The following is a 14176-nucleotide window of genomic DNA, read 5'->3' as shown; positions in this document are numbered from 1 at the left end:
CGCACCGCTGTCGCAGGCAAGCCAGCTCCCACAGGTTGATGTCTATTAATTCAGGTCCAGTGGTGGATCGGCCAGCCGGCCTGTTCGGCATTGGCGCGCAACACCGGGTCCGGGTTCACCACGTGCGGGTGATCCACCTTGAGCAGCAGCGGTAAATCATTGCGCGAGTCCGAATAGAAATAGGCACCTTCAAGGGTTTCGCCTTCCTGCTCCAGCCATTCCAGCAACCGCGTGATCTTGCCTTCACGGTAAGTCAGTACACCCTCTGTCTTGCCGTCGTATACCCCATGGCTGACGCTCAGGTTAATCCCCAGCACTTCCTCGATACCGATACGCGCAGCAATCGGCGTGACCAGGTGAGTGCCCGAAGCGGAAATCACCAGGATCCGGTCACCGTTCGCGCGGTGGCGGGCGATGGTCTTGGTGGCGTCGCTGTAGATCAGCGGCTCGATCACGTCCTCGACCCACGGCTCCACCAGGTGCTCGATTTCTTCCGGGGTTCGGCCGATCATCGGCTCCAGGCTGAAATCCATGAAATCTTCCATCAACAGCTTGCCCTGGCTGTAGGCATCCATCAGCTCGTTGTTCCTGCGCATGAATGACTCAGGGTCTACCCAGCCGAGGCGGCCCATCTGTTCGCTCCACAGCGTGGCGCAGTCGCCGTGGATCAAGGTGTCGTCCAGATCAAAAATTACCAATGCCATCGGTGATGCTCTCTCTCAATAGGTCGCTGCCTGTCAGGCTACTTCACACAGTGCGCTGGGGTCGATGGAAAGTGCCAGGCGTTGGCCGTCCGGATGCAGGTCGTCGGCCGAACGATTGAGCACGTCCACCACCAGCTCGACACCACGGGCTTCGATGCGGTAGCGAATCACGTTACCCAGCAGGCTGTGGCTACGCACCAACGCATCGAGCTCGCCACTGCGGCTCAACTCGATGGCCTCGGGGCGAATCGCGATACGCCCGCTGATCGGTCGCTGCAGCAGTTGGCTAGCCTTGTCGGCATCGAGCAGGTTGTAGTTGCCGATAAACCCAGCAGCGAACACATCCACCGGCGCGGTATAGAGGGTTTCGGCATCGCCGCTCTGCACGATCTTGCCCTGGTTCATCAAGAAGATGCGGTCGGACATGGTCAGGGCTTCTTCCTGGTCATGGGTCACGAAGATCGTGGTCAACCCCAGTTCGCGCTGGATCTGGCGGATCTGTTCGCGCAAATGCTTGCGAATCCGTGCATCCAATGCCGACAGCGGTTCATCCAGCAGCAGCAGGCGCGGGCGGGTCACCAGGGAGCGGGCGAGGGCGACGCGCTGGCACTGACCACCGGACATCTGGTGCGGATAGCGGCCGGCCAGGTCCTTGAGCTCCACCAGTTGCAGTACTTCTTGCACGCGCTTGTGGCTGTCGTCGGCGTTGACCTTTTGCATGCGCAGGCCGAAGGCAACGTTCTGTTCCACAGTCATGTTGGGGAACAACGCGTAGCTCTGGAACACCATGCCGATCTGGCGCTTCTGTGGGCTCAGGGGCACGATGTCCTGGCCATCCAGGAGGATTTGGCCACTGTCCACCGGCGTAAGCCCGGCGATGCAGCGCAGCAAAGTGGATTTGCCGCAACCGGACGGGCCGAGCAGGGTGACGAACTCGCCTTTGGCGACCTCGCAATTGATATCGCTGAACACCGGGGTGCCGGCGTAGCCTTTTTGCAGGTGTTGGACGCTGACGAAGCTCATTGGCTTTTGTCCTTGTTCAAGAGAGTGGCGGCCCAGGTCAGTACCAGCACGAAGAAGAAATAAGAGATCACCACGGCGCTGGTGAAATGGCCACTGCTGTTGCGCATGTTGTTGAGGTACACCTGCAGGGTTTCGTAGCGGGTGCCGACGAGGATGTTGGCGAACACGAACTCGCCGAACAGGAACGAGAACGACAGCAGCAGCGCCACCATCAGGCCCTTGCGCAGGTTGGGCAGCACCACCAGGATCGCGGCCTGCCAGGTGCTGGCGCCGAGCAGTTGCGAAGCGTCCATCAGGTCGCGCAGGTTGATGGCTTGCAGGTTGTTGGTGATCGCTCGGTACATGAACGGCAGCGCGACGGTGAAGTAGCAGCCGATCAAAATCCACGGCGTGCCCACCATCGCCAGCGGCCCGGAACCGTACAGTTGCAGCAGACCCACCGAGGACACCACCGGCGGCACCGCAAAGGGCAGCAGGATCAGGATGTTCATCAGCGCGTCGAGCTTGGGAAAGTGGTAATGCACCACGAACAGCAGCGGCAAGATCAACACCACCGAGAGGATAAGTGCGCCCACGCACACCAGCAACGATTGCCCGAAGGCCATCAGAAAGCGCGGGTCGCTCCACAGCTGTACATACCATTTCACGCTGAAGCCGGCAGGCAGGATGGTTGCCGACCAACTGCTGGAAATCGAGTAGACAAAAGTGCCCACCAGCGGCAGCACCAGGATCAGGAACAACAGGTACACCACCACCCGATGGTAGAGGGAGGCCGTACCGGCTTCAGCGCGAGACATGGTAGCTCCTCTTGAGCAGCAGTTGATGCACCACCGTGACCACGGTCATCAGCGCCACCAGCACCACGGCCAGGGCGCTGGCCATGTTCGGGTCCAGCGACACATCGCCAGAGACCAGGCCGGCAATGCGAATTGGCAGCACGTTGAAGTTGCCGGTAGTAAGCGCATAGACCGTGGCGTAGGCGCCCAGGGCATTGGCCAGCAGGATCACAAAGGTGCCGAGCAGGGCCGGGGTGAGCACCGGCAGGCCGATATGGCGCCAGAACTGCCAGCCATTCGCACCGAGCAGCGCGGCAGATTCGCGCCAGTCTTCGCGCAATGCGTCAAAGGCCGGGTAGAGCAACAGTACGCCGAGGGGGATCTGGAAATAGGTATAAAGGATGATCAAGCCGGTTTTCGAGTACAGGTTGAAGTCCTCAATGATCCCGGCCTGCTTGAGCATGAGGGTGATGCTGCCGTTGAACCCCAGCAGGATGATGAACGCGAAGGCCAGGGGCACGCCGGCGAAATTGCTGGTCATGTTGGCGAACGCGGTGACGAAGTTGCGCAGCGGCGAATCCACTCGGCGCAGTGAGTAGCTGCCCAAGGTGGCGATGATGATGCCGAAGATGCTGGAGTAAAAGCTGATCTCCAGGCTGAACTGGATGGCCTGCCGGTAGAACTTCGAGGTGAAGATGCGGGTGAAGTTTTCCAGGCCCCAGCCGGCCTCTTCGGTTTGAAGGCTGCTGATCAGCACCCACACCAGTGGCGCGATCTCGAACACGATAAAGAACAGTGCGAAGGGCAGCAGGCACAGCAGGGCCAGCCATTTGCCGCGGGTCAATGCATTCACTTGAGCAGCTCCCGGCACACAGGTTTGTCGTGGGGCACGCCGAGCAGCTCGCAGACGGTACCGCACAGGTCGGTCTGTTTCGGCGCAGCGTCGGTGTCCAGGCTGAAGGCGTCACCGATGACAAACAGTGGCACTTCCCGTTCTTCGCGCAACAGGCCGTTGTGGGAGCGGTCGTTGTTCATGCCATGGTCGGCGGTGACCAGTATCTGGTAGCCGGCGTCGAGCCAGCCTTGCAGGTAGTCGGCCAGGATAATGTCGGCAGAGCGTGCGCTGTTGCGGTATTGCGCGGTGTCGAGGCCATGCTTGTGGCCGGCGTCGTCGATGTTCATCGGGTGCACCAGCAAAAAGTTTGGCGCGTGCTTGAGCCGCAGGCTTTCGGCGTCGGCGAACAGGTGGGAATCGGGGTAGTGGTCATTCCAGTAGAAATGCCCGTGCTGGATCGCCAGCGCCTTGTCGTTGGTATGACGATCGCGGGCGGCGAGAAAGGGCGTGCGGTTATACAACTCGCTGACCCAGTGGTAAGCCGCCGCCGCGGTGCTCAAGCCGGCGTCGGTGGCGTAATGGAAAATGCTGCGCTGGGTGGACAGGCGCGAGACGTTGTTGTGCACGACACCGCTTTGGATCGGCGGCACGCCGGTGAGGATGCATTCATACAACGGGCGGGACAGGGCAGGCAGTTCACATTCCAGTGTGTAGAGGGCTGCGCGTCCTGCGCCGACGTAGGCCTGCAAGTGCCCCATGGCGTGCCGCGCAACCTCGAAGTTGAGGCCGTCGAGCACCACAAGGATGACATTGTGCTTCATGGGGGCTGGGGCTCCGCAACAAAGGGTATGGCTCAGTATCAACTTGGGATGGGATCAAATGTGGGAGCTGGCTTGTTGTGGCGAGCAAGCTTGCTTGCGCTGGGGTGCCGAGCACCCCCAAAAAGCCGGCACCAGCTACGCTGTCGAGCGGGAGCAAGCTCCCTCGCCACAGCAAGCCAGCTCCCACACTGACCGCCTTTGGATCAGAGAGACCGATTACTTCATTTCTACGATGACTTGCTCGTTCCACATCTGTGGCAGCTTCTTGGACGTCGCTTCCCAGGCATCGGCATCCTTGATCGGCTGCGGGTTGGCCTTGGTGTACTGCTCGCCCGGGATCAGGTTTTTGGCAACGTCCGCCGGCAGTTTCAAATCGGTTTCAGCCCGGATCGGACGCGCATTGCCGCGTGCCAGGTTGAGCTGGCCGGCATCGCTGAAGATGTATTCGCGGGTGAGCTTGGCGGCGTTCGGGTGCTTGGCGTATTTGTTGATGATGGTGGTGTAGCCGGATTTCACCGAGCCATCCGAGGGGATCAGCACCACGTAGTCATCCGGGTTGGCCATCTTGGCCTTGTAGCTCAGGCCGTTGAAGTCCCAGACGAGGCCCACTTCGACTTCGCCTTTTTCCATGGTGGCGATGGTCGGGTTGGACAGCGAGAGCCGACCTTGCTGGGCGATCTTGGTGAAAAATTGCAGGCCCGGCGCGATGTTTTTCTCGTCGCCTTTGTTGGCGATGGCTGCGGCGAGTACTGCGTTCGAAGCCTGGGCGGCGGTGCTCACGTCACCCACCGAGACCTTGTATTTACCGGTTTGCAGGTCAGCCCAGGTGGTGGGCACTTCGGAGCCGTGCAGCAGCTTCTTGTTGACGATAAAGGCGATGGTGCCGGTGTAGGCCAGGGCCCAGTGACCGTCCTTGTCTTTCGCCCAATCCGGCACCTGCGCCCAGGTGGACGGTTTGTATGGCTGGGTGACTTCCTGTTTCACCGCGATCGGGCCGAAGGCTGCGCCCACGTCACCGATATCGGCGCTGGCGTTGTCTTTTTCGGCTTTGAACTTGGCGATTTCCTGGGCCGAGCTCATGTCGGTGTCGATGTGCTTGAGGCCGTAGGTCTTGGCCAGGTCTTCCCAGGTGCCTTTCCAGTTGGCCCAGTCATCGGGCATGCCGACGCTGTTGACGGCGCCTTCCGCTTTGGCGGCGGCTTCCAAGGTTTTTAGATCGGTATCAGCAGCCATGGCGGCGGTGCACATGGCAATGGTCGAGCCTAACAGTGATGCCAGGAAAAGCTGTTTCATCCGAAGCTCCTTTGGGCGTTTTCAACGCGGCGTTTTATCTGAACGTTAGCGGTGGTTTGGTCTAGGTCAGCAATACCTGAGCCAATCTAGGCCCCCTGGATGACAGTTTCATGTCGATGTCGTTTTTGAAGCGCTGATGTCGCTCAGCTCCGACTTAGCGTAGACCATGTCCAAGTGCCCGCAGGCTCTGGACTTGGCCGATGTATTGCAGGGGGTGGTAGAGGCAGTCGACAGCCTTTGTCATCTGTCGGTCATGTGGAGTGCCTAGGCTGGCACACAGCAGCAGAAGCCCAGATAGAGCGCGTTTTGTGCACCTGAACGGTGCTGGTCTAGTCCAGATAGGTAACGTTGATGCGTGATGAGGCAATCAAGGCGGTAACCTCCATCGGCCTGGCGCTGCAAGAGCAGATCGACCATGGCCTGTTGCCGCCTGCCAGCAAACTGCCCGCCGAACGCAAGCTCAGCGAGTTGTTTGGTACCACTCGGATTACCGTGCGGGAAGCCTTGTTACAGCTTGAGGCCCAAGGGCAGATTTACCGCGAAGAGCGTCGGGGCTGGTTCGTCTCGCCGCCACGGCTGGCCTATAACCTGATGCAGCGCAGCCATTTTCACGCGATGGTCAGCGACCAGGGGCGTGAGGCTTCCACGCAGGTCATCTCAGCACGCTTGCAACCGGCGTCGGCGGCGGTGTGCGCGTGGTTGCAGTTGCCGGCGTTGTCGAGCGTGATCCAGATTTGCCGGGGGCGCAGGATTGACGGGCGCCTGGTGTTGTATGTGGAGCACTATCTGAACCCGCAGTATTTTCCGGGAATCCTGGCGTGTGATTTGAATCAGTCGATGACTGAGCTGTATGCCAGCAAATATGACTTGCGCTACGGGCGGGTGCGCTTCGAGATTGTGCCGACCTCACTGCCGGTGGAAGCGGCCGCTGCGCTGCGGGTCTCGGTAGGCAGCCCGGGCTTGCGCATCGCCCGGGTCAATTACGACCAGCATCAACGCCTGATCGACTGTGACCTGGAGTTCTGGCGGCATGATGCGATTCATGTGGGTGTGGATGTGGTGTAGCGGCTTGTGCACCGCGAACCCATGTGGGAGCTGGCTTGCCTGCGATGGTATCGACTCGGTGCGCCTGATAAACCGAGGCGTCCGCATCGCAGGCAAGCCAGCTCCCACAATGAACCGAGTTTATCTCTGACGGATCGGTGGCTTGCCTAGGGTGTGAGTGCCTTGATCACTTGGTCCACATTGGTTTCCAACTCCGTCACCGGGTCGGCGCCGTCCACATTTAATACCAACAGTCTGGAGCCGCCGGCAGTGATGGCGGTTTTGACTGCATCGCTGGGTTGACGGTGATGCAGCACCACGGCCACATCGTTGTCCTTCAACGTGCTGCTGAGTTTTTGCAGCGCCTCGGGCGTCCACTCGGCATCGGGCCGTGCATCGGTGCCGAGCACTTCCAGGTTCAGGCTGCTGACCAGGTACGCGAAGTGATCGCTCAAGCTGAGCACACTCAGGTTGTCGGCCTTGGCCAAGCGCGCCTCGCTGTCGGCGGTGAGCTTGAGTAAACGCTGTTTGAGCGCGGCCAGGTTAGCGTCGATCCTGGGTTTGGCAGCCGGCGCCAGGCGGCTCAGGTCGGCGGCCATCACGTCGGCCATGCGCCCCATATTGTTGCTCGATTGCCAGGGTTGGCTGTTCAAGCCATCGGTGACACCCGGTTGTACTGCGATACCCGGCAAGCCGCCGTCCACCGGGCGTGCGGCATCGACTTCGACGATGCGGATATTGCTGCGCCGCGCCACGGGGTACAGCGGGTCATCGGCCCACAGCGAGCGCAGGCCGATAGCCGCGTCGGCGTCCAGCGCCAGCTTATTCAGTGCCGCAGCACCGCGGCCGGTGAAGTAGGACACCTGCCGCGAACCCGGCAGATTGGCCGGCGCGGCGCGTTCAAGCGCTACGTTGGTGCCTTTGAGCAGCGCCTCGGCCAAGCCGTAGGTAATCGGCAGCGAGGCCAGCACCTTGACCGGCTGCTTGGTCTTGGTCAGGGCTGCGTGACCGAGGCCCTGGTTGACTTTGAAGTCCTTGGCGTCGAAACCGTCGACGGCCAGCGCCGACGTACTCATCAAGCAAGCGATGGCCAGGACCAATGGGCGAAAGACAGGGCGCATTATCCAAGATTCCCTTTGAGGCTGGGCACAACGCCACGGGCGATGGCGGCGAAGGCGAAGGCGATACCGGCAACCAGAATGATGGCGGCGCCGGATGGGATGGGCAGGTCGAAGATGATCGGCAGCAGGATGCCGCACAGGGTGCTGACGGTAGCGATCAACACCGAGATCCAGAAAAACCCTTTGAGTGACTGGCTCAACAGGCGCGCCGCAGCGGCAGGAATCACCAGCAAGGCGCCGACCAGGATTGCGCCTATGACCTTGACCGCGGCAACGGTGATCAGGGTCACCAGGATCACGAACAGGTAGTCCAGGCTTTTCACCGCCACCCCGCGCACTGCCGCCAATTGCGGGTTGAAACTGGCCAGCATGATGCGGTTGTACAACGGCAATGCCAGGGCCATCACCAGCGAGCCGACAATGGCCAGTACCAGCAGATCGTTGCCGTTGACCGTCAGCACCGAGCCAAACAGCACGTTCTCGAGAATGTGCACGTTGATCTTGCCGGCCAGGATCAGCAGCAGGCTTGCCCCCAGTGCCAGGGACACGGACAGGAATACGCCGATCAAGGTATCGGGCGCCAGGCCGGTGCGGTTACGCAGGTAATTGAGCAGGATGCCGAACAGCAGGCAGTAGCCAAACAGGCTGCCATAAGGCCCGGTATAGGGTTCTCCCAGCAGGATGCCCACGGCCACGCCGGTCAGCGCGGCATGGCCGACCGCTTCGGAGAAAAACGCAAAGCGCTTGACCACCACCAGCGTGCCCAGGCCGCCCAGCACCGGGCCGATCAACAAGCCGGCGAGCAGGGCGTTGACCACAAACCCGTAGGCCAGGGCTTCGGGCAGGTAACCGGAAGAGGCCCAGCCCTGGACCATCAAGCGAAAGGCTTCATAACTCATGGCGCCGGGCTCCGAGGGTGGGTGGAGAACAGAGTGAGCAGGCGGTCCGGGGTCAGCGCCTCTTTCGGTGTGGCGTCGAACAGCACGCGGCGGTTCAGACCGGTGACACGGTCGGCCAGGCGGCCAACGGCCTCCAGGTCGTGCTCGATCCACAGCACCGTAATCCCTGCCAGGCGCCAGTCGTTCAATAGCCGTTCGAACACCTGGATACCCGCCTCGTCGAGGGCCGACATCGGCTCATCCAGCACCAGCAACTGCGGCGCCGGAATCAGCCCCTGGGCCAGCAGTACGCGCTGGCGCTCACCGCCGGACAACGCGCCCATGCGGCGCTTGCGCTTGTCTTGCATGCCGACGCGCTCAAGGGCATCGCCAATCGCTGCTGCGTAATGCCTGGACAGGCCCAGAAACGCCGGGCGACGCTGGCACATGGCAGCCATGAAATCGTCCACAGTCATCGGCAAGCCCCGGTCAAATTCCAGCGCCTGGGGCACGTAACCGATGGTGCCGGGTGTGGTTGGCCATTCCAGGCTCAAACGCCCCTGGTGCGGCGTCTGCCCCAACAGGGTCTTGATCAGCGAGCTTTTGCCGCCGCCGTTGGGGCCGACCAGCGCATGGATGCTGCCCGGTTGTACCTGGAAACTCACGCCATCAAGGATCACGGTGCGCCCCAGGGTCAGCGAGACCTGGTCGAAGTTCAGGGTGGGGCCGACGCTGACGGGGTTCAGTTGCTGTGCGGCGGTCATGCTCCCGACTCCTGAATCGCCCGTACCACGGTGTTGAGGTTGCCGGTCATCTCCACTTCGTACTTCTCGGCGCTGTATTCGCCGTAGGAAATATGCGACAGCGGGTACAGCTTGACCCCGGATTCACGCTGGATGGTATCGACGTAGGTGGACGGGAAATCCATCTCCGAGAAGATCACTTTCACATCCAGGGCACGCAGTTCATCGATAGTCTTTTTCAGCTGGCTGGGGCTTGGCTCGATACCGTGGGCCGGCTCGACCACGGCGGTGACCTCCAGGCCAAACTCGCGCAACAGGTAGTCGTAGGCCGCGTGTACGGTGGCGACGCGCAGGTCGGGGTTGGGCGCGCTGGTCAGCTTGGCCAGGGCGTCGGCGCGCATCTGACGCAGGCGCTTGCCGTAGGCGCGGGCGTTCTGGGTGTAGGTTTTGGCGTTGTCCGGGTCGAGCTTGCCCAACTCACGGGCAATGTTATTGACCTGGGCAATCGACGCGCTGATCGACAGGAAGGTGTGCGGGTTGACCACCTTGCCCGCACCGCGTGCCGCGTTACCTGTAGCGGCGAGCAGCGGCACGTTGGCGTTGGCTTCGATCACCGGGATGTCCGGGCGCTCGCTGGTGGCGATCATGCGGTCGGCGAAGTCGTCATGGCCGACGCCGTTGAGCACGATCACATCCAGGGTGCCGATGCGCTTGATGTCTTCGGCGCGCGGCTCGTAGGCATGGGGGTTGAAACCGGCGGGAATCAGTGGCACCACTTCGGCCTTGTCGCCCACGATATTGGCCACGTAGCTGTAATAGGGGTGCAAGGTAATGCCGATACGCAGGCGCTTGGCCGCCTCGGCATTGGCAAGGGGGGCGAGCATCAGGCTGAACAGGCCAACCAGCAACAGGCGCAACAGGGGCGATGACATAGACATGGGCAATCGGTCTTCTCGTTCAGTGACGGTGCTGGCGGGTAACGCCGGCATCGAATTGCGCGACCACCTGCTGCCAGCCGGCCGCGATCAGCGCCTGGTCAGTGAGGTCGGATGGAGCGGCAAGGTTGGCGCTGCGGTTGAGCCAGATATCCGGCTCACTGCCTTGCACGCGCATCAGCAGCGAACCGCTGGTGGCCGGCGCCTGGCTCAAGCCCAGGTAGGCAGCCGGTGCCAGCAACTGCCAGCGGTGGCCGCCTCGGCTTACTGAGCTAGCGTCCTGGGCAAAGGGGGCGAAGCCTTCTTCGGCCAGTTGCTCAGGCGTCGGCAGGGCGCTGTGTTCCTGCTGCAACAGGTGGATTTCATCCAGGGTCACCCGCAGGTCGGCGTAGATGCCTTGCTCGGCGGCGCTCAGGTCGCGGCGGGCGTCCAGCTGATGGCTTGGCACCGCCGCGACTTCCTGGGTTTCCCCATGCAGCGCCACGACCGTGCCCGCCACCGCGAGGATGATCAGACACAACAGCAACACATAAAGGGTTTCGTGGCCCGCGCCGGCGGGGCGTACAACCTGTGTGGTACTCATTGCGACGGGATATCCGCTTGGTCGATTTCCACCACGTGGCCGGGGCCGGCATCGAAGAGCACGTAGAACTCGGCGGCGGGCTTCTTGAAGGTCAGGGTCGAATCCTCGCCGAGCTTGCCCGGCACCAGGATGGTTTCGTCGTAGCCGATCACATCCAGGGTTACGCCGGGGGCGCCACTGCCGTCGGAGAAGCCGCCTTTGCACTGGATCTGCTCACCGGGGATTTCCTTGCATTCGCACATCGGGTTGTGGGCGAAGGCGGTGGTGCTCAGGCCGGCGCACAGCAATAGCGCGGCGCGGGTGAGGCGCTTGAACGTCATGGTTTGACTCCTTGCTTGTTCAGCCAGGCAATGGTGGCAGGCGAGGCCTGGCTCAGCGGGATGGAACCCTGGTGCATGCTGCCGTCCCACCCTTCCATGGTCACCCATATTTCGGCGTCCGCCGGGGTGCGTTCGGGGATCGGCAGGGCGGCGCCCATACGGTACGGCGTGCCGAAGAAGATCACTCCGGCGGCGCGCAGGCTGCGGGGTTTGCCGATACGCAGGTAAGTGGCCTTGACCTGCTCGGCACAGGTATCGCACAGGGCAGCGTTGAAGAACTTCATCGGGCCAGCCGGGTTCGGGCTCGGGCCTTCGTTGCGAAACTCAGCCAGCGTCAGGCTCCAGGGGCCGACTTGCACTTGCCCGGCCACGCGCTCGCCGATGCCGGTATCCCCGCGAAACAACGCGGCGTCGGCAAAGTATTTGGGCATGAACCCCAGCGGCACCAGCAACAGCAGGATGTTGATATGGAAACGCCATTTCAGCCAAAAGGCGCGCAGCGGGGACGGGGGTACGGTTGCGACCTTGCTCATCGCTGAGCCTCCGAGGTGTCGGCGTGCATGGCCGGGATGGGCACGTGCTGACGTTGCGTCTTGGCCTCGCGCTTGAGGGCGTTGAGGGTGGCCAGGGCGGTGCGCTTGGTCCAGATCAGCAAGCCGCTCAATACCATCATGCTCAGCACCAGGCCGAAGAATGCCCAGATCAGCTTGATCCACAAACCGCCAAAGTCCCCGGTGTGCAGTGGGCGCATCGACTCGGTGACGAATTCCAGCGGGGTACGGTCGGACAACAGGTTGGAGACCGCGATTTCACCGTCATAGGGGTTCAGCTGTGCGGTCTGGAACATCAACGGGTACCAGCCACGCCCGCCGATCTGCAGGTGGCTGTAGGCGTTGCTTGGCATGAACACAAAGCTGGCGTCCAGGCCGGGGATTCGCTCGGCGGCGATGTCGATCGCCTTGTCGATAGGGATCATCGGTGCCGGCACGCCCGGCGCCGACAGCGGCACCTTGTCCCGTGCGATAACTGGCACGATGGGTTCACTGGAAATGGATATCTGGTTGTCGCCCAGGACAGCCTCGATCAGGAACCAGGTGCCAGTGATTGAAATGACCGCGATAAACCAGATCGACCAGATGCCGCTCAGGCGGTGAAAGTCGCCCCAGAAGATTCGCGCGCCATGGCGGATGCGCAGGGTAGGACGAAGGAAGCCTTTCCAGAAGCGCTTGTACACCACCAGCCCGGTGATCAGCGAGGCGAGCAGCGGCAAGCCCAGCGCGGACACCAGGTACCAGCCCCAACTGTACCCATTGGTGAACGGCACCAGCCACCAGCCATGCAGGGCGCGGGTGAATTGCTGGAAATTGAACGAGGGGCTGATGCCCTGGATCGCGCCGGTGTAGGGGTTGGCATACACCTCCACGGAGCGCCCATCCGGGTAGCTGAGGCCGACGCTTAGCGCGAAGTGCGACTCATCCGGGCGGATAATGGACTGGACGATAGCCTTGGGTTCATCGCGCTTGATGGCCGCGATCACCTGGTCAAAGCTCAACGGCTGGGCTTCATCCGACGGCTTGCTGGCGCGGATATCCGGGTTGGCCAGCCACACGATTTCCTGGCTCACCACGGCCAGCGTGCCGGTAACGCAGACGATCAGCACAAAGAACCAGATGGGCAACGCCAGCCAGCTATGAACGAGAAACCAGAGTTTGGAGCGTGACTTCTTCGACATATGAATGAGGGTCTTGAACGGAGGGGGCGATAGAGGCCCGGAAAAGGCCAGTCGTAGCTTTTGCTGACGCGACAGGCTGTATCTAAGTTAAGACGGATGAGAATGAGAAATCCCTAAGGCGGATATGAAAGAAAATGTTTCAGGATTGCATTCAGGGTGTATGGCGTAACCCTGTGGGAGCTGGCTTGCCTGCGATGACATCGACTCGATCCAACGGATGCACCGAGTCGTCTGCACCGCAGGCAAGCCAAATCCCACATGGGATGTGTATTGCGTTGCAACTATCAGCCTTGCTTGAACAACTCCATGGCGCGCTGGCGTATCTGCTCCTCGGTGAGGTCTTCCTTGTGCGTGGCCAGGAACCAGAGATGACCGAACGGATCTTTCACGCTCGCAGAGCGGTCGCCATAAAACTGATCCTTCGGCTCGGACACCACGGTGGCGCCGGCATCAACCGCTCGTTGAAATTGTGCATCCACATCTTCCACATACAGATGCAGACCAATGCTGGTGTGCTCATCCGGATTGCGCAGGGCCATTTGATCGCAGGGCGTACCGAGCATCAGCGATGAATCACCAATCCGCAGTTCGGCATGACCCACCCTGCCGTCGGGCATGTCCAGGCGCATGACTTGCGTGGCGCCAAAGGCTTTTTTGTAGAACTCGATGGCCTCGCCCGCTTTGTCGATGCCCATATAAGGTGTGAGGCTGTGATAACCGTCGGGAATAGCTTTAACGTTCATGACATTCTCCCTGAGTCGAGGTATGAACATTTCACTATAGGCCACGTAATGCGTGGCCTGCGGGCAACCGACGAGGTGCTTTTATCAAGGCGGTGTGGTGGGCTCCAGCAGTTGGGCGCCCGGCCCATACTCAGCGAGCTTATCGTCCTGATTGCGCAACGGGCACGCCTCCATCGATAAGCACCCGCAACCGATGCAGCCATTGAGCTTGTCGCGCAGCAGCACCAGTTTGTTGATGCGCTCATCCAGGTCTTCACGCCACAACGCCGATAGGCGCTCCCAGTCGTGAACATTGGGTGCGCGCTCATCGGGCAAGGTGCGTAATGCCTCGCCAATGGTAGCCAGCGGAATGCCCAGGCGCTGGGCGATCTTGATCACCACTACGCGCCGCAATACATCCCGTGGATAACGCCGCTGGTTACCTGCATTGCGATTGCTCTTGATCAGCCCTTTTGCCTCGTAGAAGTGCAGGGCAGTAACCGCTACGCCGCTGCGAGCAGCGAGCTGCCCGACGCTGAGTTCCTTATTGAGCATGAACATCTCCCAAACAGTGCTTGACCTCGACTTAAGTAGAGGTTTTACCCTGCGTGGCATCGAATCGCAAGATTCTGCCTACAAAGAGAGG

Annotated in this window: 17 protein-coding genes; 1 reads left to right on the top strand and 16 read right to left on the bottom strand. The window is 61.3% G+C overall.

Features of this window, described 5'->3' with window-relative positions; translation table 11 throughout:
- Positions 1-50 precede the first annotated feature (50 nt).
- The 6 genes from BT204_RS20280 to BT204_RS20255 form a co-directional block, all read right to left on the bottom strand.
- On the bottom strand, positions 51-704 hold the full coding sequence (locus tag BT204_RS20280) for an HAD family hydrolase (protein WP_072448092.1): 654 nt from the start codon (positions 702-704) through the stop codon (positions 51-53).
- 33 nt (positions 705-737) lie between these two features.
- A complete protein-coding gene (locus BT204_RS20275) occupies positions 738-1727 on the bottom strand; it encodes an ABC transporter ATP-binding protein (protein ID WP_034127242.1) in 990 nt (329 codons plus the stop codon).
- Positions 1724-2524, bottom strand: a complete 801-nt coding sequence (locus BT204_RS20270) for an ABC transporter permease (RefSeq protein WP_032892564.1) — start codon at positions 2522-2524, stop codon at positions 1724-1726. Before BT204_RS20270 ends, BT204_RS20275 begins: the two co-directional genes overlap by 4 nt.
- The gene (locus BT204_RS20265; RefSeq protein WP_044267910.1) at positions 2511-3356 is read right to left on the bottom strand and encodes an ABC transporter permease; all 846 of its coding nucleotides are present in this window, start codon (positions 3354-3356) and stop codon (positions 2511-2513) included. The genes BT204_RS20270 and BT204_RS20265 overlap by 14 nt, the downstream gene beginning before the upstream one ends.
- Positions 3353-4159: an alkaline phosphatase family protein gene (locus BT204_RS20260; protein WP_072448090.1), complete on the bottom strand. Its 807-nt coding sequence runs from the start codon at positions 4157-4159 to the stop codon at positions 3353-3355. Before BT204_RS20260 ends, BT204_RS20265 begins: the two co-directional genes overlap by 4 nt.
- A gap of 216 nt (positions 4160-4375) precedes the next feature.
- On the bottom strand, positions 4376-5452 hold the full coding sequence (locus tag BT204_RS20255) for an ABC transporter substrate-binding protein (RefSeq protein WP_003190150.1): 1077 nt from the start codon (positions 5450-5452) through the stop codon (positions 4376-4378).
- Positions 5453-5803: 351 nt separating this feature from the next.
- On the opposite strand from BT204_RS20255, the gene BT204_RS20250 reads away from it, so the two are divergent.
- Positions 5804-6517 (top strand): UTRA domain-containing protein, encoded by a 714-nt coding sequence (locus BT204_RS20250; RefSeq protein WP_054897875.1) that lies wholly within the window; start codon positions 5804-5806, stop codon positions 6515-6517.
- 146 nt (positions 6518-6663) lie between these two features.
- On the opposite strand, the gene BT204_RS20245 is transcribed toward BT204_RS20250, so the two are convergent.
- From BT204_RS20245 to soxR, 10 genes are all read right to left on the bottom strand, one after another.
- A complete protein-coding gene (locus tag BT204_RS20245) occupies positions 6664-7617 on the bottom strand; it encodes a metal ABC transporter substrate-binding protein (protein ID WP_072448088.1) in 954 nt (317 codons plus the stop codon).
- A complete protein-coding gene (locus tag BT204_RS20240) occupies positions 7617-8516 on the bottom strand; it encodes a metal ABC transporter permease (protein ID WP_003190154.1) in 900 nt (299 codons plus the stop codon). Before BT204_RS20240 ends, BT204_RS20245 begins: the two co-directional genes overlap by 1 nt.
- Positions 8513-9259 (bottom strand): metal ABC transporter ATP-binding protein, encoded by a 747-nt coding sequence (locus BT204_RS20235; RefSeq protein WP_034127246.1) that lies wholly within the window; start codon positions 9257-9259, stop codon positions 8513-8515. Before BT204_RS20235 ends, BT204_RS20240 begins: the two co-directional genes overlap by 4 nt.
- Positions 9256-10176 (bottom strand): metal ABC transporter substrate-binding protein, encoded by a 921-nt coding sequence (locus tag BT204_RS20230; protein ID WP_054897879.1) that lies wholly within the window; start codon positions 10174-10176, stop codon positions 9256-9258. The genes BT204_RS20235 and BT204_RS20230 overlap by 4 nt, the downstream gene beginning before the upstream one ends.
- Before the next feature lie 19 nt (positions 10177-10195).
- Complete coding sequence (locus BT204_RS20225; RefSeq protein WP_014717807.1) at positions 10196-10756, bottom strand: DUF6162 family protein; 561 nt, start codon at positions 10754-10756, stop codon at positions 10196-10198.
- Entirely contained in the window at positions 10753-11076 is a 324-nt protein-coding gene (locus BT204_RS20220) for a hypothetical protein (protein ID WP_014717808.1), read from the bottom strand. Before BT204_RS20220 ends, BT204_RS20225 begins: the two co-directional genes overlap by 4 nt.
- Positions 11073-11609, bottom strand: coding sequence for a hypothetical protein (locus tag BT204_RS20215; RefSeq protein WP_019817260.1), 537 nt, complete (start codon positions 11607-11609; stop codon positions 11073-11075). Before BT204_RS20215 ends, BT204_RS20220 begins: the two co-directional genes overlap by 4 nt.
- Positions 11606-12808 carry a PepSY-associated TM helix domain-containing protein gene (locus BT204_RS20210; RefSeq protein ID WP_072448086.1) on the bottom strand — a complete coding sequence of 401 codons (1203 nt, stop codon included), beginning with the start codon at positions 12806-12808 and terminating at the stop codon, positions 11606-11608. Before BT204_RS20210 ends, BT204_RS20215 begins: the two co-directional genes overlap by 4 nt.
- A 284-nt stretch (positions 12809-13092) precedes the next feature.
- Entirely contained in the window at positions 13093-13551 is a 459-nt protein-coding gene (locus BT204_RS20205) for a VOC family protein (RefSeq protein WP_054897881.1), read from the bottom strand.
- Between the two features lie 84 nt (positions 13552-13635).
- Entirely contained in the window at positions 13636-14085 is a 450-nt protein-coding gene (gene soxR, locus BT204_RS20200; protein WP_034127251.1) for a redox-sensitive transcriptional activator SoxR, read from the bottom strand.
- Between the last annotated feature and the right edge of the window lie 91 nt (positions 14086-14176).

Source organism: Pseudomonas sp. NFPP02 (genome assembly GCF_900119355.1).
In the GTDB taxonomy this organism is placed as follows: domain Bacteria; phylum Pseudomonadota; class Gammaproteobacteria; order Pseudomonadales; family Pseudomonadaceae; genus Aquipseudomonas; species Aquipseudomonas paracarnis.
This window is presented reverse-complemented; position numbering and strand designations above follow the sequence as displayed.